Consider the following 23961-nt stretch of genomic DNA (forward strand, 5'->3'; position numbering starts at 1 on the left):
ATGTTCGGCAAGCTGACGATCGAGGCCCTGCCTCTCTACAGCCCGATCGCCGCCGGCGGCGCTGCCGTGACGGTGGGCGGTGCGCTGATCGTGATGGCGGTCATCACCTGGCTTGGCGCCTGGAAGTACCTGTGGACCGAGTGGCTGACCAGCGTCGACCACAAGCGCATCGGCGTCATGTACATCGTGCTGGCGCTGATCATGCTGCTGCGCGGCTTCGTCGACGCCATCATGATGCGCGCCCAGCAGGCGCTGGCCTTCGACAATGGCGGCTACCTGCCGCCCGAGCATTTCGACCAGATCTTCAGTTCCCACGGCACGATCATGATCTTCTTCATGGCCATGCCGTTCATGACCGGGCTGGTGAACATCGCCGTGCCGCTGCAGATCGGCACGCGCGACGTCGCCTTCCCCTTCCTGAACTCGCTCAGCCTGTGGCTGAGCGCCTCGGGCGCCGGCCTGGTGATGGTGTCGCTGGTGATCGGCAAGTTCTCGACCGCCGGCTGGACGGGCTACCCGCCCTATTCGGGCATCCAGTACAGCCCCGGCGTCGGCGTCGACTACTGGATCTGGGCGCTGCTGATCAGCGGCGTCGGCTCGACCCTGTCGGGCATCAACTTCCTCGTGACCATCCTGAAGCGGCGGGCGCCCGGCATGACGCTGATGCGCATGCCGCCCTTCACCTGGACCGCCTTCTGCGCCTCGCTGCTGATGGCCTTCGCCTTCCCGGCGCTGACCGTCGCCTGCGGCCTGCTCGCCCTCGACCGCCTGCTCGGCATGCACTTCTTCACGAACGAAGCCGGCGGCAACATGATGAACTACGTCAACCTGTTCTGGATCTGGGGCCATCCGGAGGTCTACATCCTGATCCTGCCGGCGTTCGGCGTGTTCTCCGAGGTCGTGGCGACCTTCTGCCGGAAGCGGCTGTTCGGCTACGATTCGCTGGTCTACGCCACGATGGCCATCGGCATCCTGTCGTTCGCCGTCTGGCTGCACCATTTCTTCACCATGGGCTCGTCGGCCAACGTGAACGCCTTCTTCGGCGTGACCACCATGATCATCGCCGTGCCGACCGGCGTTAAGGTGTTCAACTGGCTGCTGACCATGTATCGCGGCCGCATCACCTTCCATCCGTCGATGCTGTGGACGGTCGGCTTCATCGTCACCTTCGTGATCGGCGGCATGACCGGCGTGCTGCTGGCGATGCCGCCCGCCGACTTCCTGATGCACAACACGACCTTCCTGGTCGCGCACTTCCACAACATGATCATCCCGGGCGTGCTGTTCGGCTACCTCGCCGGCTACATGTACTGGTTCCCCAAGGCGTTCGGCTTCCGCATCAACGAGCCGTGGGGCAAGGCCGCCTTCTGGTTCTGGATCGTCGGCTTCTATCTCGCCTTCATGCCGCTCTACGTGCTCGGCCTGATGGGCATGCCGCGCCGCATGGAGCAGTACAACGACCCGAGCTGGCAGCCCTGGCTGATCGCCGCCTCGATGGGCGCGGTGCTGATCCTGATCGGCATCGGCTGCCTGGCGATGCAGCTCATCGCGAGCTTCCGCGACCGCAACAAGACGGTCGACCTGACCGGCGACCCCTATGACGGGCGCACGCTCGAATGGGCGATCGCCTCGCCGCCGCCGCCCTACAATTTCGCCGTCCTGCCCGAGGTGCGTGACCGCGAGCCGCTGATGGAGATGAAGGAGCGCGGCGTCGCCTGGAAGCGGCCGGCCGTCTACCAGGACATCGAGATCCCGAAGAACTCGCCGGTCGGCGTCATGATGGGCGGGCTCGCCTTCGTGCTGGGCTTCGCCATGGTCTGGCACATCTGGTGGCTGGCCATCGCCTGCGGCCTCGCGATGTGGGCCACCATGATCTGGCGCTCCTCCGACGACGACACCGAGTTCGTGCTCACGGCCAAGGAGGTCGAGCGCATGGAGACCCTGCGCTACCGGGCGGTGGAGACGGCCCGGATGGCCGGCCGGACATGAGCGTCGCGAGCATGCACGCCCAACCCCACGGCCAGTCCCCGGGGCAGCCCCACGGGGAGCAGGCCGCGATCCACGAGCAGCGGGCGCTGGGCTTCTGGCTCTACCTGATGGGCGACGCCGTGATCTTCGCCCTGCTGTTCATGACCTACGGCATCATGGTCGGGAACACGGCCGGCGGGCCGAGCGGCAAGACGCTGTTCGACCTGAACAATGCCGCGCTGGAGACGGCGCTGCTGCTGGTGTCGAGCATGACCTTCGGCTTCGCCTCGCTGGCCTCGCGGCGGGGCAGCAGCGGGGCGGTGCTGGCCTGGCTCGCGGTCACCTTCGTCCTGGGCGCCGGCTTCGTCTTCCTCGAGGTCCGGGAATTCATCGGCATGATCGCCGCCGGCGCCGGCCCCGACCGGTCGGGCTTCCTGTCGGCCTTCTTCACCCTGGTCGGCACGCACGGCACCCATGTCAGCGTCGGCCTGATCTGGATCCTGATCCTGTCGGCCCAGGTCGCGACCAAGGGGCTAAGCCTGCCGGTGACCTCGCGCCTCTTCCGGCTCGGCCTGTTCTGGCACTTCCTCGACATCGCCTGGGTCGGCATCTTCTCGATCGTCTATCTCCCGGGGCTCATGTGATGGAACGCCACGGTCTCGGCTCCTACCTCGTGGGCTTCGTGCTCGCCGTCGTGCTCACGGCCATCCCGTTCTGGCTGGTCTACACCCACGCCCTGCCGCCGCCGCGGCTGATGCTGGTGATCGCCGCCGCGGCGGTGCTGCAGATCCTGGTGCACCTGCATTTCTTCCTGCACGTCAACTTCACCACGACTCCGCGCGAGAATCTGCTGGCGCTCGGCTTCACCGCCGTCCTGATCTTCCTGATGGTGGGCGGCAGCTTCTGGATCATGATCGACCTGCACAGCCGCATGGCGCTGTAGGACCGGCCGGCCCACAGGCTCGGCAGGGGCGACCTCAGACGACGAAGAGCCCGTCGTGGTTGCCGCGGATGGTGAAGACGAGGTCCTGGAAGTCGTTGTCGCCCGTGGCGCTCGCGAGGTCCTCGAAGCCGAAGGTCATCGCCGTACCGCCCGGCACGACGCCGGACAGGACCTGCTCGGCTTGCCCCGGATTGAAGGCCGCGAAGGAATGGAAGACGGTCGCGTCGTTCAGCAGGCCGAGCGATGCGCTCTGCAGGAACACCGGCTGGCCGCCGTTCAGGTTGGCCGCGGTCGCGCCGCCGGCCGTCACGAAGGAGAGGTCGTTGGGCATGTTGCCGAACTGGCCGAATCCGTTCTGCACCAGGAAGAAGCCGATGCGGTCGCCGTCGGCCGGCGAGCCGAGGCTGGTCGTCAGGCCGATGCCGGCTGCCGTGTGGCTGTCGCTGAACAGCATCGCGACGCCGTAGACCGTCCCGTCCGCCCGGACCTTGTAGGTGCCCAGCGAGTCGTTGAAGACCGAGACCGCGGCGTCCATCTTGAGGCTGAAGCCGACAGAGCCGTCGCCGGTCAGGAAGGGCTGGTTGGCCACCCCGTTGATCATCGACGATGCGACGCGCACGCCTTCGTAGAGGGTCGGCATGTAGGTCTCGAAGGTCACGTAGGTGTGGCTGCTCTCGCCGCTGCCGCGCGCGACCGCCATGAAGTCGCCGCCGGTGAACGCACCTTCCAGGGCGATCTCCGTCTCTCCCAGGACCAGCGTCGTGTCGCCGAAGGCATGCTGCACCTGGAGGTGCGAGCGGCCGATCAGCGAACCTTCGATGTCGATCGTGGTGCTGCGGCCGAAATGAAGGACCGTGTCGCCGTCCATGTTGGCCAGCGTGTCGCGCAGCGTGTTCAGGCCGCCACCCGGGTCGATCGTGTCCGGATCGGCCCCCCCGGTGAGGATGTCGTCGCCGGCGCCGCCGAAGATCTGGTCGCTGCCGAGGCCGCCGATCAGGGTCGAGGCGACGTCGGAGGCGTAGATCGTGTCGTTGCCGCTGCCGCCTCTGGCCGTCTCGATCACTGTGTCGTGGGCGATCCCGATGTTGTTCACCCTGCCGCCGGCACTGGAGAAGGTGCCGGGGATCAGGCTGATCACCGCGTCCTGGCTGTAGCCGGAGAGGTCGAGCGTGTTGTTCGTGCCGCCGTCCCACAGGGTGAGCACGGGGAACGCGTTGCGCGAGAAGTCGTAGATCAGGCCGAGGAAGCCGCCGATGTTGCTGTTGAAGCCGAAGACCTGGCCGCCCGAGGCGAGCGGACCGCTGGTCGCCGCGCCGTAGAGTCGCTGGATCGCCAGGATGTCGAGCATCATCGGCGTGAGCGGCTGGATGTCGTTGCCGTCCTGGTCGGTGCCCCAGGCCGTGCCGGTGACAGGATACTCGTCGAAGAAGCCGGTCGGCCGGGCATCCGGCGGGATGTAGGACATCAGCGTCCACAACGTCGTGTCGTACGGGCCGAACTGCTGCGTCATGTTGTTGACGGTGGAGTTGTAGGGGCCGCCATGGCCGAGGCCGAGCATGTGGCCGATCTCGTGCACGACCGTCGAGAAGGGGTAGCCGCCCTCTGTCGCGAGATCCTCGTTGATCGGTCCGAATCCGCGGCCATTGGTATCGATCGAGATCAGCGAGCCGGTGGCGTTGGGCGTACCGACCTCGGAGGCGCCGATCTCGGCATCCGTCTGTCCCGAATATCTCTGATAGGCGCCGCCATCGGATCCGCGGGTGATCACGAAGTTGGCCGTGGCGGCATCGGCGGCTTCGACGAAGGTCACGTTGGCGATCGCCGACCAGACGGCGAAGCCGCCTTCCCAGGCCGACTGCTCCTGGTCTGTCCAGTTGGAGGCCACGGTGAAGAAGTAGCTGATGGAGGCGCCCGAGCCCGGGGTGGGGGCGCCCCATTTCACGGCGCCGGACACGTCCGCATAGCCGGCGGGAATCGCGTAGTTCCAGGTCTGGAAGGCGATGGGTGCGACCGTACCGTCGGCGGCAACGCCCGACAGGAACGTGACCTCGGACTCGTAGGGGGCCGCCATGACTCGAACCTCGGGAGGGCTGGACTGCGAAACGCTCGACTCTCACTCTAGCAGGGCCGTCGGCGCCGGCTTTGACTGTCCGTCCCGGATGTCTTGATCAGGCGTCCCGCAGGTATCGTGCAGGTGAAACCCTGCATCGCCGCTGCGGGCACCCGGGGTTCCGGCACCTTTTCCCTCGCCTTGCCGGGGCACGCACGGTTGACTGCCGCCTCCGCGGGAACCGACGAGCGTCGCGAAGCGTCACCGACAGGCATGAGCGAGACCGGCAAGATCCCCTTCAGCCTGTTCACGACCCGTGAACTGGAAGCGCGCGACCAGTTCGCGGCCTGGCAGGAAAGCATCTCCGTCCTGTTCGATGTGGCGCCGCCTCCGGGCTATCGCGCGGAACAGGGATTCGCGGCGACGGTCCGCGGCTACCATCTGGGCGGTCTGCTGATCTCCGAGGTCGGGTTCGACGGCCAACACTTCGTGCGCGACCGCAACAAGGCCGTCGCGGACGGGCTCGACCACTATCTGGTGCAGCTCTATGCCAGCGGCGGCCTGGTCGGCGAGGCCGGGGACCGCGGCCGCGTGCTGGGCGGCGGCGACGTGCAGATCCTCGACCTCACCCAGTCGAACGTCACCCAGGCCGCGGCGTCGGGCACCGTGGCGATCGTCGTCCCGCGCGAGACGCTCGATCGCGCCTTGCCGTCGCCGACCGACCTTCACGGCCTGATCCTGCGCGGCGACAGCGGCATGGGCGGCCTGCTGGGAGACTACATGCGCTCGCTGCTGGCGCGCGCCGACGACATCACGCTGCCCGATGCGCCGCATGTCGCGCAGGCCACGACCGACATGATCGCCGCCTGCTTCCGCACGACCGCGTCGACCGTCGACCGCGCGCGGGCTTCCCTCGACGAGACCTTGCTGCGGCGCATCCAGCGCCATGTCGCGCTCCATCTGCGCTCGCCGTCCCTCGATGCCGAATCGCTCTGCCGCTCGTTCCACGTCTCGCGCAGCCAGCTCTACCGGATGTTCGAGCCCCTGGGCGGGGTGGCGCGCTACATCCAGCAACAGCGGCTGGTGCGGGCCGGCGCCGAGCTCGCCAGCCCGGCGAACGACCACCGACGCATCTACGACATCGCCTTCGCGCTGGGCTTCACCAGCGAGGCCCATTTCAGCCGGCTGTTCCGGCAGGCCTTCGGGATGAGCCCCAGCGACACGCGCGCCGCCGCCCGGGCCGGACGCGGGGACATGCGCCAGCCGGCGAACCTGGTGGCCGCCAGCCGCGACTACGAGGACTGGGTCCGCCGGCTTCGGTAGAGACAGGCCATCCGTGCGTGGGATGAGATCCATCGCCAACTTGCTGGGGGGCGCGCCACTCCATGGCGCGTCTATGGAGCGCGGACCACTCCGCTACTTGGGAAGTGCTTCCAGCGCCTTCTTCGCGTCGGCGTCGTTCTGCGCCGCCGCCTGCTGCAGCCAGGTCCGCGCCTTCGCCGGATCGGCGGCCAGGCCGGCGCCGCCCTTGGCCAGCAGCAGGCCGAGCCGGCGCTGGGCTTCGCCCGAGCCAGCGAGCGCCGCGCGCTCGTACCAGTCGGCGGCGCGCACGCCGTCGGGCGTGAAGCCCGCCTTGGCCGGCGTGACCAGCGGGTCGTAGAAGGCGGCGAGCTCGACCTCCGCCTCCGCATTGCCGGCTTCGGCGGCGCGCCGGAACACCAGGAAGGCCGCTGCACCGTCGCCCGCCTTGGCAAAGTCGCGCGCCTTGGCGAGCATCGCCTCGGGCGTGGGCTTGGTCGCGAGATAGTCGGCGACGACGGCGCGGACCGACTTGCCGGCAGGTGCGCCCTCGGCCGTCTTCAGGTCGACCGTGGGGCTGGGCGCGGCAGGCGGCGTCTCGGCTACCGTCTCGGCCGGCTTGTAGTAGGTGAGGTAGGCGTAGTAGCCGCCGCCGGCCAGCGCCAGCAGGATCAGTATGGCGACCACCCAGCCGGCCGCGCCCGACCGCCGGGCCGGCACGGTGTCGCGTTCGGCGCGCAGCTCGGACCGCGGCGGGGCGAAGGGCGGCGCCGGGGGCTCGGGCAGGGGCTCCGGCACGGGCTCGGGTACCGGCTCGGACATCGCGGCGGAGCGCAGGCGAACCGTGTCGTCGGGCCGCCGGCTCGACGGGTCGACGGCGCCCGAGGTCAGCATGGGCGGCCAGGCGACGACGGTGGTGCCGACGACGCCGATGTCGGGCTCCTTGATCCGCAGGCGCACCGTGGCGATGCCGGCCAGCCGGTCGCAGATCTCGGGACCGAGGTGGAACTCGAGCATCCCGCCGCGTTGCGCGACGGTCTCGGGCATCAGCCAGGCTTCGGTGCGTCGCCAGCCGTCGTCGCCGAGATGGCTGTCCGGCCCCTGCTGGCGCTGGATCGAGAGCGCCAGCCCCTCGGGCGCGGCGTCGAGATCGCTCACCCGCAGGAGGGCGTGGCCGGGCTCGCTGAGCGGTGCGACGGAAGCGCGGATCGGCATCGCGCGGTCAGGCCGGCACGGTGCGCAGGATGGCGCCCAGGCGGTCGTTCTGCTCGGGCGAGATCTCGCGGCCGCCCTCGTAGCCGACATTGTCCATGGCGAGCTGCAGGAAGGCGCGCATCCAGTCCTTGCAATAGTCGGCATAGATCGCCGACGGGTTCTCGGTCAGGACCGGCATGCCGTTCACCACCGGCGGTCCCTCGAAGACGCGGCGCTGCGGATTGTTGGGCGGCAGCCCGGGGCGCTGGTCGAGCGGGAGGCGGTCGAAGCCCAGCGCGCTGACATAGCCGTTCAGCGCGGTCGAGGCGGTGCGTACCTGGCGCTCGGCGATCTCCTCCCACTTGGCGTTGGCGGCGTTCTCCAGCTCGCGCACCTCGTGGCTCAGCTGGTCGATCAGCTTCAGCCGGTGCGCCCCCACGATCAGCTCGTCGATCAGCCAGCCGAGATGCTGCCGGTCGACGCCGAAATGGGACAGTGCCTTGTCGTCGGCGCCGACGCGCCGCATGTTCTCCAGCCAGTACTCGGCGGCCTCGCGCGCGAAGCGCTCGGCGCGATCCTCCAGCACGCCGGACGGCGGCGCGGCGCGGCCTTCCTCCTCGCCGAACACGTCGGCGAAGATGGCGCCGAGATCGACCGCCGCGCCGGTCGACTGCGCGACCTGGCCGGCCGGCTTGCCCGCCGCCCCGTCATCGGAGGGGCGCGCCGTGGCGATGCGGAAGTAGATCTCGCGCAACGCGGTGTCGGCGATCTGCAGCGCCGCCATGAGCTCGCCGAACAGCTGCTGCTGGATGCAGGTCGCCAGCCCGCGCAGCACCGTGTGCACGAGCTCGCGCTTCTTGGCGCGCGAATCGCCGTCGGCGGCGCTGTGGAAGCCGGCCAGCCGGTCGACCAGGCGGCGGATCTGGACCTCGAGCTGGCCGCGCACCTGGGCGCGCTTGATCGCCGGGTCGCAGACCGGGGTCAGGCTCTCGACCAGGTAGGCGACGCCGCCGTCGTTGGCCCGGAAGGCCTCGTCCCAGGCCCGCGACGGATCGGCGAAGTGGCGGCGCACGTCGGGATTGGCGACGAAGTGCGAGCGCAGCTCGCGGGCGCGGCCGGCGAAGGTCTCGGCGATCCCGACCTCGCGGCCGGCATCGTAGTCCATCAGCCGCTCGTCGATGACGGTCGGGTTGCGCAGCCAGAAGGTGTTGTCGAACGGCTTGCCGTCCCAGTTGGCCGGCCATTCGCCGCGGAAGTTGTTGATCAGCGAGTTGTTGAGGCGGGCCGACCAGCGCAGCTTGCGCGATTCCTCGGTCTCGCCCGCCTTCTGCTCGAACTCGCGGTCCATCTTGCTGAGGACGAGGAACAGCGCGTTCCTCTGCTTGGCGCGGTCGGCCGGCGTGGCGCCGATCGTCTGGTCGATCCACGCCGTCATCATGTCCGAGAGATCGCGGACCTCCTGGTTGCCGTCGGGGATGCACAGAAGGATGGCCGACAGCTCGCGCTCGGCCGAGTAGCGCTGGAACAGGTAGGCGACCTTGCCGCGCAGCAGCAGCTCGCGCAGCGGGTTGGCGCCCTCGGCGACGCCCTTCGCCTTGGCGACGTCGCCCAGGCTGGCGAGCTTCAGCCGCGAGCGCGCGCCGGGGAAGTCGAGAAGGTCGGTATGGTCGAAGAAGTCCCACGGCTTCTCGGCGATCGAGACGCTGAGCTCGGCGGTGAGCGCGCAGATCAGCGAGCGCGGCAGGTCGGCGTCGGGCGCGGCGCGGCCGTCGGCCAGCTTGGGCCGCACCAGCAGCGTGTCGGCCGAATCGGCGCCCAGCCGGTCGAGCGTCAGCACGTCGACGATGCTCTTCTCGCGCGGGATCAGCGCGTCCATGCCGAGCATCGCCTCGGGCGCGAAGGACAGCTTCTGCAGCCCGTCGTAGAGGGTGAGATAGAGGTCGGTGAAGGGCTGGAAGTCGTACCACAGGACCGACCACAGCCTGGCGCGGTCGTGACCCGACAGGCGCGGCGCCAGCTCGATCGCCTCGCGCCAGTAGTCGGTGCGCAGCTCGGCCGTCACGCCGGCGAAGAACGTGTCGAAATACTCGATCAGGTCGAGCACGTCGTCGGACTCGAGATCGCCGTAGGGAACCGACGCCGCCCTGGTGCGCAGCTCGGCCAGCCGCGTGCGGATGGCGGCGCCGTCGGGCCGTTCGAAGGCCGCCTTCTGGTGGTCGAAGTCGAGCAGGAAGGAGTTGCCCAGGATCTTCACGATGTCGGTCTGCGTCAGCAGGCGCACCCGCACCGGGAAGTCCTTGTCGCCGGCGCTCAGCCCCAGGCCGAAGCGCGTGACCAGGCCGGTAGACTCGCGATTGCCGGGGGGATTGATCTCGCGCAGGAAGTCGTAGCTCCTGTCGCCGAACCGCGCCTGCATCGGCCTTCCGTCGCGGCTCGCCAGGATGGAGACGAGATAGGACTTGCCGGCCTGGCTCGGGCCGAACACGCCGACGCACATGCGCCGGCGGGCGGCGCGCGCCAGCTTGCGGCTCTGGTTCCTCACCTTCTGCAGCTCGCCGATCAGCGACGGCGCCTGCTGGGCCACGGTGGGCGATTCGGCGGCGGCGCCCTTCAGCCACGCCACGCCTTCGCTGGCGGCCACGGCCAGCGTTTCGCAGTCCTGGGCCAGCTTGAGATCGACAGTATCCATAACGACTACCCGGTCTTGAGCATGCCCGTGTCGAGCCAGTAGCCCTCACGGCGCGGCAGGGTTTGCAGACGCAGCGTCAGGCGATCGAGCGCGACGGCGCGGCCGTCGCGGTTGGTCACCTGGCGCAGGCGGAAGCGCTCGACGTCACCCGAATCCTTGTCCTTGGGCTTCACCCGGGCCAGCGCGATCTTGAACGGCGTCTCGCGGGCGTGCCGCTCGGCAAACTCCGGCCGCGCGAACTCCAGCGCATAGAGCCGGGCCGCCGGCCAGCGCACGAGGTCGAGCTGGCGGGCGCCGAGCCACATCGGGCCACGGAACTCGAAGGTCGTCTCGGGCAGCTCGTATTCGCGATTGTCGAGATCGACGTCGCGATAGACGAGGTCCTCGCCCTGCAGGCGGCCACCGCCGTCGAGCTTGCCGATGTAGCGGGCGATGCTGCGCGAGCGCAGCAGGTCGGAGCGGAACGAGAAGTCGGGGAGCTGCGACTGGGCGAGGGCGGCGATCATGGCGCCCACCGCCACCGTCGTCTTGGGATCCTCGACCCTGAGGCGGGCGTCGCGGAACGGATACCAGGCGCCGACCCGGTAGTCGTGCAGCGAGATCACACGCTCGGGCGGCAGCGGCAGCAGCTCCATCAGCAGCGCGCGGATGCCGGGCAGGCGCGAGGGCCGGCCCGACAGCAGCAGCACGTCGCAGTCGTAGGCGTGGACGATCTCGGCCAGCGGCGCCAGCACGCGGCCCATCTCGGCCCGCACCGTCTTGTCGAGGCCCGGCAGGTCGACGGGGAACACGGTGGCCCGCAGGTCGAAGTCGCGGGCGCCGCGCTTGCGCGCCGCCTCGTTGACGAAGGTGACGACTTCCTCCGAGGGCCGCGCGCCCTCGGGGAAGAAGGAATCGAAGCTGCGCGGCTCGGCCGCAACCACGCCGGAGGCGGGGTCGTAGCTTTCGGCGGCGCGCATGAACTCGAGCGCGATCGGATGGGCGACCTGCAGGGCGAACTGCTGGCGCAGGTTGCGCTGGATCACGTCCTCGCCGCCGCGGTCGCCGCCCAGCAGCTCGGCCATCAGGTCGGTCGGGTTGGCGAGGCCGGCGGCGCGCATCGCCGCCTCGATGGGCGGCAGCACGTGCCCCTGCACGACGCGCAGCAGGATGTCGTCGCCGGCGACGTTGAAGCCCTCGCGGAAGCGCTGCTCGGGGAACAGCGTCACCGACGTGCCGGCGCCCTCGAGCGCGTAGGAGTTGATGATGAGATCGGTGGTGCCGCCGCCGACATCGATGCTGGCGATGTTGAGCTTGCCGTCCCACGGCCGGCCGCGCGGCTTGGCGGTGATCTGGAAGAAGCGCCGGGCGTCGCCGCCGAAGTTCCGCGCCACCTCGGTGTAGAGGTAGACGAGCTGCGTGCACGAGGCCTCGTCCCAGTCGGTCAGCACCCGCGGCGCCGGCGCGGCGGGATCGTCGAGCTTCCAGCCCAGCATCATCCAGACGAGGTCGCGCGCGGCCTCGGCGCGCTTGCGGAAGATCAGGCGCTCGGCCAGCGGCATGCCGGTCGGCAGGGTGAGCACGATGCGGCGCAGCCGCCTCGGCGTCTCGGCATGGGCCCGCCGGCCGCGCTGCTGCGGCGAGTTCATCAGCGTCAGCGCCTGCAGCAGGATCTCCGACAGCACGAAGGTCATGATCGAGGAGCGCGAGTAGAGCGGCTCGAACACCGGCAGGTGGTCGGCGCCGTCGGCCTCGGGCTCGACGAGATGCAGCGGCTCGCCCTTCTGGTTGACGAGCTGCGCCATCGGCCCGGCGGCGGCCGGCATCGCCGTCTGGTCCTGGGCATAGGCGACGTTGAAGCGCCATTCGCGGGCCTGGGGCTCCTCGTCCCACAGGTAGCGCTTGGGGCTCGACATGCCCGTATTGCCCTCGGTGCCGCGGCGGCGGGCGGCAAGCCGCGTCGCCTCCGGACCGACCCGCGTCATGGTTGGCCAGACGAAGGCGTCGGCGCGGCCGCCCAGCCGCGACAGGTGGTTCTTGCCGAACCAGGCCTGGGCGAACTCGACGCGCGATTCGAAGGGGCGCGTGTGCACGACCTCGGGATGCGAGAGGTCGCGCAGCGACAGTTCGTAGGAATCGTTCAGGTTGACGCCGAGTTCGCCGGCCGCCTCGATCAGCAGGCCGCAGGTCCGCGAGTTGCCGACGTCGAGCACGAGGTCGACCTCGATGGCGCCGCGGCCGGGCCGCTCGGCGTCGCCGACCAGCTTGACCGGCGGGAAGCGCACCGCCTCGGCCAGCAGGCCGAGGAAGGCGAGGTAGCGGGCCGTGGCCTCCTGCGGCTTCTGCTTGATGTCGCCGTCGATCTCCTCGAGCGTGGCGCGCGGATGCAGCTCGCGGAACAGCTCCTCGAGCCACTGGGTCATCCAGTCCTGGCGCAGCAGCCAGTGGCTGGCGCGCTGCTGCGGCGCGAGCGCGAACAGCGCGCCGGCGGTCACGTCCTTGGGCGAGGGGGCGAGGTAGGCGCGGCCCTCGGCCTCGGCGATGAGGCCGGTGTCGAAGGCCAGCACGCAACGATAGCGATTGCCCTGCTCGTCGCGGAAGCCCGCGCCGTAGCGCATCTCGAGATCGACCACGCGGACCCGCGCCCAGTCGGCCGGTCCCTCGCGGAACTGGTTGTTGGGCCGCACCTGCAGGAAGGGCACCGGCACCCACTTGTCGAGGAAGGGCGCGAGCGCGTCCTTGGCCGTCACCACCAGGTTGGGCTCGGCGGCGCGGCGGCGGCCGGCCTCGACCACCTCGTACTGGCCACGGCCCTCGTCGAAGTCGAGCTGCACGAGGTCGTCGACTCCCCGGGCGGCCGAGGCGGCGTCGTGGAAGCCCCATTCGCGCACCTTGAGGCGCACGGGATCGAAGCCGAAGTCGAGGAACTGGATGCCGGACCGGGCAATCAGCGTCGTCGGGCTGGGATAGCTCGGCAGGCGGGCAAGATCGGTCATGGCGATGAAAATGAGGGGAAAGTCACGGGAATCAACGGCCAATCTGCACAGTGTAGGCGCGCTTGTCGCCGGGCTGGCTGCCGGTGCACTTGGCGACGCCGTCCTGGCCGACCTCGCAGTTCACGGTGTTGCGGGCGTAGGTGTGGCCATCGGTGCATTTGGGGTTGCTCTTTTCCTCGATCACCAGCTTGGCGCCGTCCCAACGCGCCTCGGCCGGGGCCTCGCATTTGGCGCCGTTCTTTTGCACGAAGCTCACCTTGCCCTTGCCCTTGTCGTCCAGCGTGTAGGACGGCCGCAGGTCGCGCTCGCCCGTCGCCGTCGCCAGCGCCGTGCGCGAGCGCCAGTCGCCCTTGAGGAAGGCGAGGTCCTGCTTCTGCTTGGCGTCGGGCGGCACGACCATGGGCTTGGGTTCGTCCTTGGCGTTCTTGTCCTTGTCCGCGGCGCCCTTGTCGGGGCCCTTGTCCGGCATCGCCTTGTCCTGGCCATCGGGCCCCTTGGCGTCGCCCTTGTCGGCGGTCTTGTCGTCGGGGCCCTTGCCCTGGTCCGCACCCTTGCCGTCCGCGGCCGCGACGTCGGGGCCGCCGGCACCGTCGGCGGGTCCGCGCTCGATGGGCACGCCCGCGACGCCGGCGACCACGCCGCCCGGCACGATCACGCCGGCCGCGCAGTCGCCGCCGCGATGGGCCACCTCGTCGGTCAGTCGCGCCAGTTCGAGGCGCAGATCCTCGTTCTCGCGCAGCAGCGTGTCGGCGCGGGCATGCTGCAGCTCGATCGGCTGGCGCACCGCAAGGCTGAGCGCGCGCTCGCGCGCCTCGGCCTCGAGCAACGGCTCGATCCGCGGGAGGTAGGGACGGACCAGCCACGCCAGAAGGGCGAGCAGCAGGAGCAGCAGGACCGCCAGCAGCAGCCACTGCCACCAGGGCGAGCGCGTGCCGGCCGCCGCGATCGCGGGCGCGGAGACCAGCACCGCTTCGGGCACGGCCTGCGGGCGCACCGCGGCCTGCGGCAGCACCGGCGGGCTGGCCAGGAAGACTCCCGGCAGGTTGGCGTCGGCGGAGAAGCCCCAGAAGGCCATGACGGGCCGGCCGTCGACGACGTAGAGCGTGTCCTCGCCGGGCGCGGTCAGCGCGTGGCGCAGAAGGCGCGCGAAGTTGCGCTCGGCGCCCGAGCGCTCCGGCGCCTCCATCGACTCGGCGAGTCCGGTGATGTCGGCGTGGAGCTGACGCACCTCGGTCAGCACCGCGTCGCGCTCGGCCGGCGCGAGGTCGGTCACGCGGTGCGCCTCGCCCTCGAACGGCGCGTACCAGTCGATGCGCCGGCCGCTCGGCTCGACCTCGGGGATCGCCAGCAGGTCGGCGTGGCGGCGCGACAGACGCTGGGCGATGGCCGCGCGCAGCTGGCCGGCGGCGCGCCACACGGGGTCGCCCGCCATGCCCAGCGCGCGGTAGCGCTGCAGCGGTTCACTGACGAGGAGCGGACCAGCGGCCATCGAAGTTCCTCAACGCGGGCACACCATGGCGTACGTCCAGCGCGTACCCCACATCTCGCCTGTTACGATCACATCGACCGAATAATCCCCGGCAACCGGCCTCCAGTCGAACCCGAATCCGCCGCGGCCGCTGCGCGGACCACCGGTGCCGGCGATCACCTGGCCGCGATACACGACCTTGATGTCGTCCGGCTTGACGTAGAGGTTGTAGTTGATCGCCACGAATCCCGGCCTTTCGCCGAGATAATGGCGATTGCGTGTCACGCCTTCGCCGCCGGAATCGCCCGACCAGTTGCAGGGAAGCTGCCCGGGCGGTGGCCGGTTGACCGGCGGCGCGCGCGGCACGGCGGCCTGCTGTCGCGGCGGCGGTGGCGGCGGAGGAGGGGGCGGCGCCTTGGCCACGACCGGCGGAGGCGGCGGCTTCGGCGGCTCGACCGGCTTGCACATCTCGACCTTCTTCCTGAGGTCGCCTTCGAGCGCGGCCAGCTCCAGTGCGAGCTTCTTGCCGGCCGCCTCCTCGTCGTCGAGCGAGGCCTTGAGGACCGGCGTCGGATCGGGCGGCGCCTCGGGCGGCGGCGGCGCCGGCGTCTCGTGCGTGGCGATGGTCAGGCTGGGATCGACCGGCGCGCAGAAGCGCAGCAGCCACGAGGTGAGCAGCAGCAGCAGGAGCAGCAGCAGGCCGAACAGCAAGGCGCTCAGCCACGGCGCCCAGGCGAGCCGCGCCGGCAGCAGGACAGCCGGCGCACTCGCAAGCGGCACCGGGGCGGGCACCGGGCCACGCGGCATCGGCACCGGCGGCGTGGCGGCGTGCAGGCTGGCCGCGGCGTCGGCTTCGTAGCCCCAGGCCACGATCACGGGCTCGCCGCCCACCATGTAGATGAAGTCGTCGGACGGCCGCGCGGTGGCGAGCTGCAGCGAGCGGCCGATCAGCCGCGCTTCCTCGCTCCCCGGCGTCTCCTGAAGTTGCACCCCGAGCGCACGGATCGCGGCGAGGCGCTCCTCCACTGTCCGGAGGGCTTCCGCCCGCGCGGCCTCGTCGAGATCGGCCAGCCGTCGCACCTCGCCCGGGCGCGCGGCATACCAGTCGATGCCGTCGCCGCCTTCGCGCAATTGCGGATCGGCCAGCAGGTCGGCCGGACCGTCGCCCAGTCGACGGCGGATGACGGCCAGAAGCTGGCCGGCCACCGCGTGCAACGGGTCGCCGCGGACGCCGAGCGGCCGCACGCCCAGCCGAGTCGTGAGAATCAGGGTGGGGCGATCGCCCATCGCTGCCGGTTGCTCCCTCTCAGGCCATATCGCCCGGGGATTCCGGCGGGTTTATGACCGAATCGCCGCTTAATCGGGATCGAACTCGCGGCGCGCCGAACGGTTCCGATTCAACGGGCCTCGGGCAGGTGCAGATGCCGCCAAATGGTCACCAGCGCAGGAGGCGATGGCCGATCACGGCGCCCAGCAGAACGACCGGCACCGCGGCCAGCGCGTACCAGGTGACGACGAACAGCGGCGAATCGTCGAAGCAGTGGAAGGCATAGAGCGCGGCGGCGGAGGCGGCGGCAAGCAATCCTGCGGCCGCCCCCGCCAGTGCCGGCGAGGCCGGTGCGCCCGAGCGCAGGATGGCCAGCACCGCGACCAGTGGTGCCAGCGCGAGGACCGGGATCGTGGTCAGGCAGACGATGGCGTTGCTGCCGACCAGGCGCGTCGCCCAGGCGGCGCTCGGCAGGGCGAGAAGCTCGACCGCCACCGCGGCGGCGGCAAGCCCCAGGACGGGCAGCAGGCGCCGGCTGGGATGGGCCGGCATCAGCGGGCGCGAGAGTGCGACGCAGAGGCCGAAGGACGCGGCCAGCGCCACGATTACCAGCACGATCTTGGTGTCGAACCGCCAGGTCGCCAGCGCTGCGGCGATGTCGGCGCGCACGCCGAGATCGACAAGGAAGATGGCCAGCGACACCAGCAGGCCGACGGCGAGGGCCGCCGCCAGCGCCCGGCGCAGCGGCCGCATTCCCGCACCGCGGTCGGCGACCAGTGCCGTGATGAGGTTCTCCGTCTTCACGGGCGATCCTTTCTGTACGCGGCGGCCAGAGCCTTCAGGGCGCGGTGCAGGGCGACGCGCACCGCGCCCTCGCTCATCCCGAGCTGGGCCGCGACCTCGGCGGCGCGCCGGCCGGCCAGGGAGACTTCCTCGACGATGCGGCGCTGGCGGGCAGGCAGGCCGGCCAGCAGGCGCTGCGAATCGATTGTCGCCGCGGCATCGGGCGCGGCGGTGGCCAGCACGTCGGCATGGTCGTCGATGTCGACATGGTCGCGGTAGCCACGACGGCGCAGATGGTCGGCGAGCTTGTGGCGGGCGATCGCTCTCACCCAGGGTTCGAGCGGCTGCCCCTCGTCCCAGGTGTCGCGCTTCAGGTGGATGGCCAGCAATGTCTCCTGCACGATGTCCTCGCTGTCGGCGATGCCGCGGCCGGCGGCGGTCAGGCCGCGCCGCACCACGGAGCGCAGCCAGCCCGCCGTCAGCAGCAGCAAGCGGCGGTACGCCTCGTCGTCGCCCTGCCTGGCCCGTCGCATCAGCGCGGAGAGATCGGTCGGATCCGACAACGAGGTTCGTCCCCTCACATATTCGTGTTCGGCGGCGAAACGTTACACGCCAATGTCGCAGTTAGCGGGCCGCGGTGCACGGGGCCAAGAAAAATCCCGTCGGCCGATTGTAACGTTGCGGCCAACCGCCGCGAATGAAGCGATGCGGGTCCGATGCCCGCCTATCCGAGGAGGCTCTGCATGAACAAGCGTACGATGATCACCACCGCCGCTGCGATCTTCGCGGCGACCAGCTTCGCGTCGACGTCCTTCGCCGCCGGCGTGAAGTGCTCCGGCTCGAACGCCTGCAAGGGCCAGAGCGCCTGCAAGAGCGCCACCAACGCCTGCAAGGGCCAGAACGCCTGCAAGGGCAAGGGCTTCACCGAGGCCGCCGACGCCCAGGCCTGCACGTCCAAGGGCGGCAAGGTGATGTAAACTCGGGACTTCGAACGTGCCGCGGACGTCCGGCCGCCGGCCGGCGTCCGCGCCTTTCGCCCTTGCTGCAGGATCGCTGTCGGCGGACTGCAAACCGTCGTGCAACCGTTCTCGCGAGCAGCCGGCATGAACGCCTTCGTCACCGTCTTCTACGACTGGCCGCGCCTGGTGGTCGATCACCTGAAGTGGCTGCCGCCGCTCGCCATCCGCATCGTGGTCGGCTGGGTGTTCCTGTGGACCGGCTGGCAGAAGCTGCACTTCCTGCCGCGCATGATCGAGAATTTCCGCGAATGGGGCATTCCCGCGCCCGAGATCCTGACGCCGTTCGCGTCGGGCATGGAGTTCGTCGGCGGCGTGCTGCTGCTGGTTGGGCTGCTGACGCGCATCGTGTCGATCCCGATGATGATCATCATGCTGGTGGCGCTCGCCTCGGCAAAGTGGGGCGACGTCGACTCGCTGCAGACGCTGCTCGGCTTCGAGGAGATCTCCTACTTCGTCATGTTCGGCTATCTCGCCGTCGCGGGCCCGGGCCCGGTGTCGCTCGACCACCTCATCCTGCGGGCGATGCGGCCGGCTCGCCCGGCGTCCGACTACGGCGCCTGACGGCCGCGCTCACGGCCCGAGCAGGCGGCCGTAGCCCGCGACCGGCGCGCGCACGCCGGTGAGCCGCAGGCAGTGCCACAGGCTTGCCTGGTTGGCCGTGATCACCGGCCGTCCGAGATCCTGTTCCAGCGCGTCGATGATCCCGACGCAGCGGAAGCCCGTGCCGCCGATCAGCACGCCGTCTGCCGACGGCGGGCAGGCGGCGCGGATCTGCGCATAGAGCGGCTCGATCTCCTGCGCGAAGCCCATGCCATGGCCGTAGAGGTCGCCGGGCGGCAGGTCGCGCCACTTGCGGCCGGCATCGGCGCGCAGGTGTCCCGCCGGCGCGACGCCGTTGTCGGTGTAGTAGCGCACCGCCGCCTCGACGGCGGGGTCGGGAAACCACGGCGGCATCACGAGGAAGGGCCGCGTCACGCCGGCCGCCGCGAGCGCCGCCAGCGTGTCGCGTCCGTTGGTCGTCGCGACGGCGTCGGTGCCCATCGCCGCGGAGATCGCCGCCGCCGTCGCCTCGTCCCAGCCGGGGCCGCCCACGACGCTGCTGGTCGTGTGGGCCAGCACGACCGCGGACAGGCGCATGGCGCCGAACTGGCGGCAGCCGCGCTGCATGTCGTCGGCCAGGTCGACGCCGCTGCGGTCGGCGCGCCAGCGCGCCCAGGGCGAGGGCGACGTCACCCGGGCGGCGTGGATCGACACGCCCGGCGGCGCCATGGCCCACCATTCGGCCTCCGGGACCGCCTCGCTGCCGACGATGAACAGCCCGATGCGGGCCCGCCATCCCCAATTGTCCTTCTGCGTCACGCGTCCCGCCTTCCCGTGGTGGAGAGCAGACGGGATATCACCCGACGGCGGTCAGCCCAAGCTCACGAACGCCACCCCGTCGCCGGCGGTCACGCGGGCGATCGGCGTCGCGAACACCCGCGACAGGAGGCCGGGCTCGAGCGTCGTCGCCGTGGGACCAATGGCGGTGAGCCGGCCCGCCTCCACGATGGCGACCCGGTCGGCGTAGCGTGCCGCCATGGAGAGGTCGTGCAGCACGGCGAGCACGCCCAGCCCGCGATCGGCGCGGCGGCGGGCGCTTCTCAACGCGGCATGCTGGTGCGCGAGGTCGAGGCCGGCGATCGGCTCGTCGAGCAGCAGGAACGGCCGGGTGCCGGGATCGGCGTCGCACTGCGCGAGCACGCGCGCGAGCTGGATGCGCTGGCGTTCGCCGCCCGACAGGACCGTGTAGGGACGGTCGGCGAAGCCGGTCGCCTCGGTCTCCTCGAGCGCCCGTTCGGCGAGCCGCCGCATCTCGCGCTCGGACAGGCGGTCGCGATGGGCGAGCAGGCCCAGCATCGCCACCTGCAGGCCGCTGAAGTCGAAGGCGACCGTCGACTGCTGCGGCAGCACGGCACGGCGATGGGCGAGCGCGCGCTTGCTCCACCGCGCGAGCGGCAGATCGTCGAGCAGGACGCGGCCGGCGCTCGGCGGACGGTCGCCGGCGAGCACGGACAGGAGCGTGCTCTTGCCGGCGCCGTTGGGGCCGATCACCGCCATCAGCTCGCCCGAGGCCAGCGCCAGCGAGATGTCCTCGATCAGCGGCTTGCCGCCGATGCGGACGGAAACTCCGTCGGCCTGAAGGAGGTCCGGCCTCACAGCCCCTCCCGTGCCGCCCGGCCGGCCAGCAGCCAGAGGAAGAAGGGACCGCCCACCAGCGCCGTCAGCACGCCGATCGGCATCTCGGCCGGCGCGACCAGGGTGCGGGCGAGCGCGTCCGCCAGCACCAGGAAGGCGCCGCCGAACAGCGCGGCCGCCGGCAGCAGGGTGCGATGGGCCGGCCCCAGCAGCAGGCGCACGATGTGCGGCGCGACCAGGCCGACGAAGCCCACGGTGCCCGAGATCGCCACGCCCGCGCCCACGGCCAGCGCCACCTGCGTCACCAGCCGGCGCTTCAGCCGTTCGACGTCGACGCCGACATGGCCGGCTTCGCGCTCGCCCAGCGCCAGCGCATCGAGCAGGTGCGCCGACGGCAGCAGGATGGGCACGGCGAGCGCCAGCACCAGCAGCGACGGGACGATCGCCACCCAGGTGACGCCGCCGAAGCCGCCCATGGTCCAGAAGATCAGGGTGCGGAGCTGCTGGTCGTCGGCGATGAAGACCAGCAGGCCGATGCCAGCGGCGGCCAGCGCGTTGATGGCGATGCCGGCCAGCAGCAGCGTACCGATCAGCGTGATGCCCTGGCGGGCGGCGAGGCGGTAGACGACCAGCGTGGCCGCGAGCCCGCCGGCGAAGGCGGCCAGCGGCAGCAGCCAGGGCCTGAGGTGCGGCGGCACGAGATGCATCACGCGTTCGCCCAGCACGATCACCGACACCGCGGCGAGCGCCGCGCCGCTCGACACGCCGAGCAGGCCGGGGTCGGCCAGCGGATTGCGGAACAGGCTCTGCAGGGCGCCGCCGCCGGCCGCCAGCGCAGCGCCGACCGCGAAGGCGGCGAGCACGCGCGGTGCGCGGATGGCGTAGAGCACCGCCGCCGTCGTGTCGTCGACCGGCCCGTCGGACAGGCCGAGCGCCGACAGGAGCTGGCCGGCGCTGATCGGGAACGCGCCGATGCAAAGGCCGGCGGCGACGCTCGCCAGCGCGGCGAGGGCGAACAGGGGAAGGGGACGGGAGAAGGGAAAAGTCATGAGATCCAACAATTTCCTGTCATCCCGACCGGAGCCGAGCGCAGCGCCTGCCCTGAGCGTAGCCGAAGGGAGGCGCAGTGGAGGGACCCTTTTTGCTGCTGCATCGGCAAAAGAGGTCCCTCGGCTTCGCCGCCCCCGGATTCTGATGGGGCGGCGGCTTCGCTCGGGATGACGATCAGGAGGTCACTTGCCCTTCACCAGGTCGGGATGCAGCGCCTGGGCGAGCTCGGCGGCGGCCTGCGGCGTGCGCGGGCCGAAGCCCAGCAGCAGGATCGCGTCGAACTGCAGGACCCGGCCGTTGCGGCCGGCCGGCGTCTGGCGCAGCGCCGGCTGGTCGAGCACGGCCTGCACGCCGCCCAGCGCCTCGACGCTCTGGCGCGGCATCACCACGACGTCGGCGCGCGAGGCGATCACCGCTTCGGGTGTGAGCGGCCGGTAGCCGGCATAGCCGTCGACGGCGTTGACGCCGCCCGCCAGCCGGATGATCCCGTCGGCGGCCGTGTTGCGGCCGGCGGCCTGCGGCGCGCCGCCGCTCATCGCCAGCAGGAAGAGGACGCGCGGCCGCGCCGCGACCGAGGCGAGCTTCGCGGCCAGGGTTGCCATGTCGCGGCGGCCCTCGGCGATCAGCGCCTTCGCCTCGGCGGTGCGCCCGGTCACCTTGCCGATCGCCTCGATCTTCTCGACAACGCTGTCGTAGTCGTAATGGTCGGGCAGCAGCAGCACCTCAATGCCGGCTCCGCGGAGCTGGTCGAGGGTCGTGGCGGGGCCTGCCGCGGTCGTGGCCACGACCAGGGTCGGCTTCAGCGCCAGCACGCCCTCGGCGGAGAGGGCGCGCATGTAGCCGACCTGCGGCAGCTTGCGGGCGGCGGCGGGATAGAGGCTGGTCGTGTCGACCCCGACCAGCAGGGTCTCGGCTCCCAGGGCGTAGAAGATCTCCGTCACCGAGCTGCCGACCGACACGATGCGCGGCGCGGGCTGGGCGCGCAGGACCGGAGCCGCGAGCGCAAGAGGCGCAAGGGCAAGCGAGCCGAGCGCGACCGCACGCCGGCCGGGAAGCGGCCGCTGCGTCACGACGCGGACCGCTTCTCGGTGCGCGCCACCAGCGCACGCCACGCCTCGAGCTCCGGGTTTCCGGGCTTGCGGGCGCCGAACATCATCAGGACGGTGCGGTTGGCGGCGTCGAAGGCCTCGATCGAGGTCACCGTGCCGTCGTCGGTCGGCTTGCGCACGGCGAAGACCCGCGTCACGCCCGCTTCGCGCAGGTGCAGGTTGAAGGTCGGATCGAGGACATTGAACCAGCCGTGCGTCTCGACCAGGCGCTCGACCCGCCCGGTGTGGATCTGGATGCAGCCGCGGTTGCCGACGAAGATCATGATCGGCGTCTTCGACTCCGCCGCGTCCTCGAGGGCGGTCCTGAGCGCGCGGGACGGCAGCTCGCGCGCGAATTCCTCGCCGGCCAGGCGCAGCGCCTGCACGCGTCCGACGCCGAACGACTTCAGCAGGCCGAAGAATTCGTGCGTGTCCTTCATCGCCCGCCAGGCCGCCCGGAGCCCGTCGAGGTCGATTTCGCCGTCGGGCCGGTCGGCCGCGTCGGGATCGCGCGGCACGATGCCGGGCGTCGCCGCCGTCGCGGCGCGATGGCGCGCGATCAGCGCGTCGAAGGCCGGCCGGTCGGTCTCCTCGGTGGCGTAGATCTTGTGCACGGCCTCGCCGGCGGCATCGAAGAACTGCAGGCTCAGCCGCTCGCCGTCGCGCACCGGCTCGCGCACCGCGAAGCCGTGCCGCCACTGGCCGAGGAACAGGCGCAGGTCGATGTCCGGACCGAGCACGAGCCCCTGCGCGCCGGCGACCTGCACGTCCTCGAAGCGGCCGTGGCGCTCGTGGACGCAATGGTCGTTGCGGGTCAGGCACATCACCCGGCCGACCGCCGGCATCTCCGACAGGATGGCGCGCCAGTCGCCGTCCAGCGGCACCGAGCTCTGGGTGACGCCGTTGGGACCGCTGCCCAGGGCGACCAGCTCGGCCTCGCTGACGCCCAGCGTCGCGGCGGCATCGCGGATCCGCAGCGCCGGCTTCTCGCCGCGCAGGCGGCTCCAGCGGGCCGCCAGGTCGGCAGGGGAGGACGAGAGCATCACAATCTCCTTCATCATCTTATCGCAGGTGGAAACGGACGGGAATCTCGACCCAGGCCGAGACCGGCTGGCCGTTGCGGACGGCCGGCAGGAAATGCCAGCCGCGCACGGCCGCCAGCGCCGCCTGGTCGAGCAGGCGATAGCCGCTGGGTCGCTGGATCAGGATCTCGACCGCACGGCCGGACGGGTCGAGGCGAACGCGGACGAGGACCTCGCCCTGCTGGTTCAGCTCGACGGCGCGGGTCGGATAGACCGGCGGGGTCGGCGGCGACCGATAGCGCGGCTTGCCTTCGAAGACGATGGGCGGCGCCATCGCGAAGCCGGCCGCGGCATGGCGCGACTCGCTGGCGTCACCGCGCGTCTGGGCCGAGGCGGGCTTGGGCACCGGTCCCGCCTTGGCGGCGGCGCGCGGCGGTTCAGCCTTTGCCTGCTGCCGTTGCTGGTGGGGTTGCGGTTTCGGCTTCGGCGGCGGCGCGGGCCTGGGAGGTGCCGGCGGCTTCAGCTCGGCGGCGTCGACGGGCGGCGGCTCCGGAGAGGGGGCGAGGTCGAGCGGCCTGGCCGCGAGTTCGACGGGCGGCGGCTCGGGCGACGGGGCGAGCTCGATCGGCTTGGCCGCAAGATCGACCGGCGGCGGCACGTCGGCTGTCGGGACCTCGACCGGGTGCGGCACGGAGAGGTCGACGGGTGGCGGCTCCTCGACCGGCGGCAGGTCGAGCGTCTGGGCGAGAGTCGGAAGGGTCGGCTGCGACGGGCTGGCGGCGGGCTGCGGCGATTCGGCGGGCGAGTCCGGGGCTCGCGAAGCGACCGGCGCGTCGAGGGCGAGCTCGACCAGCACAACGTCCTCGCCGAGCAACGCACCGCCCGAGGCGCCGGCGGCGAACAGGAGAATGACGGCCAGTCCGTGCAGCGCCAACGACAGCGCCATCGACACGCTCGGTGGACGTGTCGAT

20 protein-coding genes are annotated in these 23961 nt (G+C 71.0%); 6 read left to right on the forward strand and 14 right to left on the reverse strand.

The window, feature by feature from the left end; all coding sequences use genetic code 11:
* From cyoB to cyoD, 3 genes are read left to right on the forward strand one after another with little or no spacing between them, the layout of a single operon-like run.
* Entirely contained in the window at positions 1–1989 is a 1989-nt protein-coding gene (gene cyoB / locus ACO073_RS08465; protein ID WP_421996744.1) for a cytochrome o ubiquinol oxidase subunit I, read from the forward strand.
* Between the two features lie 11 nt (positions 1990–2000).
* On the forward strand, positions 2001–2612 hold the full coding sequence (gene cyoC, locus ACO073_RS08470; RefSeq protein WP_421997414.1) for a cytochrome o ubiquinol oxidase subunit III: 612 nt from the start codon (positions 2001–2003) through the stop codon (positions 2610–2612).
* The gene (gene cyoD, locus ACO073_RS08475) at positions 2612–2911 is read left to right on the forward strand and encodes a cytochrome o ubiquinol oxidase subunit IV (RefSeq protein ID WP_421996745.1); all 300 of its coding nucleotides are present in this window, start codon (positions 2612–2614) and stop codon (positions 2909–2911) included. The genes cyoC and cyoD overlap by 1 nt, the downstream gene beginning before the upstream one ends.
* A gap of 34 nt (positions 2912–2945) precedes the next feature.
* Here the strand turns inward: cyoD and ACO073_RS08480 are convergent, their stop codons facing one another.
* On the reverse strand, positions 2946–4982 hold the full coding sequence (locus ACO073_RS08480) for a M10 family metallopeptidase C-terminal domain-containing protein (RefSeq protein WP_421996746.1): 2037 nt from the start codon (positions 4980–4982) through the stop codon (positions 2946–2948).
* A 252-nt stretch (positions 4983–5234) separates the two neighbouring features.
* Here ACO073_RS08480 and ACO073_RS08485 point away from each other — a divergent pair, with 252 nt between their 5' ends.
* Positions 5235–6284 (forward strand): helix-turn-helix domain-containing protein, encoded by a 1050-nt coding sequence (locus tag ACO073_RS08485; protein ID WP_421996747.1) that lies wholly within the window; start codon positions 5235–5237, stop codon positions 6282–6284.
* 93 nt (positions 6285–6377) lie between these two features.
* On the opposite strand, the gene ACO073_RS08490 is transcribed toward ACO073_RS08485, so the two are convergent.
* The 7 genes from ACO073_RS08490 to ACO073_RS08520 all read right to left on the reverse strand — a co-directional run bounded on the left by ACO073_RS08490 (position 6378) and on the right by ACO073_RS08520 (position 17199).
* Positions 6378–7475, reverse strand: a complete 1098-nt coding sequence (locus ACO073_RS08490; RefSeq protein WP_421996748.1) for a hypothetical protein — start codon at positions 7473–7475, stop codon at positions 6378–6380.
* Positions 7476–7482: 7 nt separating this feature from the next.
* Positions 7483–10143, reverse strand: coding sequence for a virulence factor SrfC family protein (locus tag ACO073_RS08495; protein WP_421996749.1), 2661 nt, complete (start codon positions 10141–10143; stop codon positions 7483–7485).
* Positions 10144–10148: 5 nt separating this feature from the next.
* The gene (locus ACO073_RS08500; RefSeq protein WP_421996750.1) at positions 10149–13118 is read right to left on the reverse strand and encodes a virulence factor SrfB; all 2970 of its coding nucleotides are present in this window, start codon (positions 13116–13118) and stop codon (positions 10149–10151) included.
* Between the two features lie 31 nt (positions 13119–13149).
* Positions 13150–14607: a hypothetical protein gene (locus ACO073_RS08505; RefSeq protein WP_421996751.1), complete on the reverse strand. Its 1458-nt coding sequence runs from the start codon at positions 14605–14607 to the stop codon at positions 13150–13152.
* A 9-nt stretch (positions 14608–14616) separates the two neighbouring features.
* Positions 14617–15873 (reverse strand): hypothetical protein, encoded by a 1257-nt coding sequence (locus tag ACO073_RS08510; protein ID WP_421996752.1) that lies wholly within the window; start codon positions 15871–15873, stop codon positions 14617–14619.
* Between the two features lie 148 nt (positions 15874–16021).
* A complete protein-coding gene (locus ACO073_RS08515; protein WP_421996753.1) occupies positions 16022–16657 on the reverse strand; it encodes an NrsF family protein in 636 nt (211 codons plus the stop codon).
* Entirely contained in the window at positions 16654–17199 is a 546-nt protein-coding gene (locus tag ACO073_RS08520) for a sigma-70 family RNA polymerase sigma factor (protein ID WP_421996754.1), read from the reverse strand. Before ACO073_RS08520 ends, ACO073_RS08515 begins: the two co-directional genes overlap by 4 nt.
* Before the next feature lie 180 nt (positions 17200–17379).
* Here ACO073_RS08520 and ACO073_RS08525 point away from each other — a divergent pair, with 180 nt between their 5' ends.
* Both ACO073_RS08525 and ACO073_RS08530 read left to right on the forward strand, forming a co-directional pair.
* Positions 17380–17613, forward strand: coding sequence for a hypothetical protein (locus tag ACO073_RS08525; protein WP_421996756.1), 234 nt, complete (start codon positions 17380–17382; stop codon positions 17611–17613).
* 126 nt (positions 17614–17739) lie between these two features.
* Positions 17740–18216 (forward strand): DoxX family protein, encoded by a 477-nt coding sequence (locus ACO073_RS08530; RefSeq protein ID WP_421996757.1) that lies wholly within the window; start codon positions 17740–17742, stop codon positions 18214–18216.
* A gap of 9 nt (positions 18217–18225) precedes the next feature.
* On the opposite strand, the gene ACO073_RS08535 is transcribed toward ACO073_RS08530, so the two are convergent.
* The 6 genes from ACO073_RS08535 to ACO073_RS08560 form a co-directional block, all read right to left on the reverse strand.
* Positions 18226–19014, reverse strand: coding sequence for a maleate cis-trans isomerase family protein (locus ACO073_RS08535; RefSeq protein ID WP_421996758.1), 789 nt, complete (start codon positions 19012–19014; stop codon positions 18226–18228).
* 51 nt (positions 19015–19065) lie between these two features.
* On the reverse strand, positions 19066–19851 hold the full coding sequence (locus ACO073_RS08540; RefSeq protein ID WP_421996759.1) for a heme ABC transporter ATP-binding protein: 786 nt from the start codon (positions 19849–19851) through the stop codon (positions 19066–19068).
* The gene (locus ACO073_RS08545) at positions 19848–20879 is read right to left on the reverse strand and encodes a FecCD family ABC transporter permease (protein WP_421996760.1); all 1032 of its coding nucleotides are present in this window, start codon (positions 20877–20879) and stop codon (positions 19848–19850) included. Before ACO073_RS08545 ends, ACO073_RS08540 begins: the two co-directional genes overlap by 4 nt.
* Positions 20880–21062: 183 nt before the next feature.
* A complete protein-coding gene (locus ACO073_RS08550; protein WP_421996761.1) occupies positions 21063–21950 on the reverse strand; it encodes a heme/hemin ABC transporter substrate-binding protein in 888 nt (295 codons plus the stop codon).
* Complete coding sequence (locus tag ACO073_RS08555) at positions 21947–23011, reverse strand: hemin-degrading factor (protein ID WP_421996762.1); 1065 nt, start codon at positions 23009–23011, stop codon at positions 21947–21949. Before ACO073_RS08555 ends, ACO073_RS08550 begins: the two co-directional genes overlap by 4 nt.
* Positions 23012–23030: 19 nt before the next feature.
* Positions 23031–23936 carry an energy transducer TonB gene (locus ACO073_RS08560; protein ID WP_421996763.1) on the reverse strand — a complete coding sequence of 302 codons (906 nt, stop codon included), beginning with the start codon at positions 23934–23936 and terminating at the stop codon, positions 23031–23033.
* Between the last annotated feature and the right edge of the window lie 25 nt (positions 23937–23961).

Source organism: Reyranella sp. (assembly GCF_965229815.1).
Lineage (GTDB): Bacteria > Pseudomonadota > Alphaproteobacteria > Reyranellales > Reyranellaceae > Reyranella.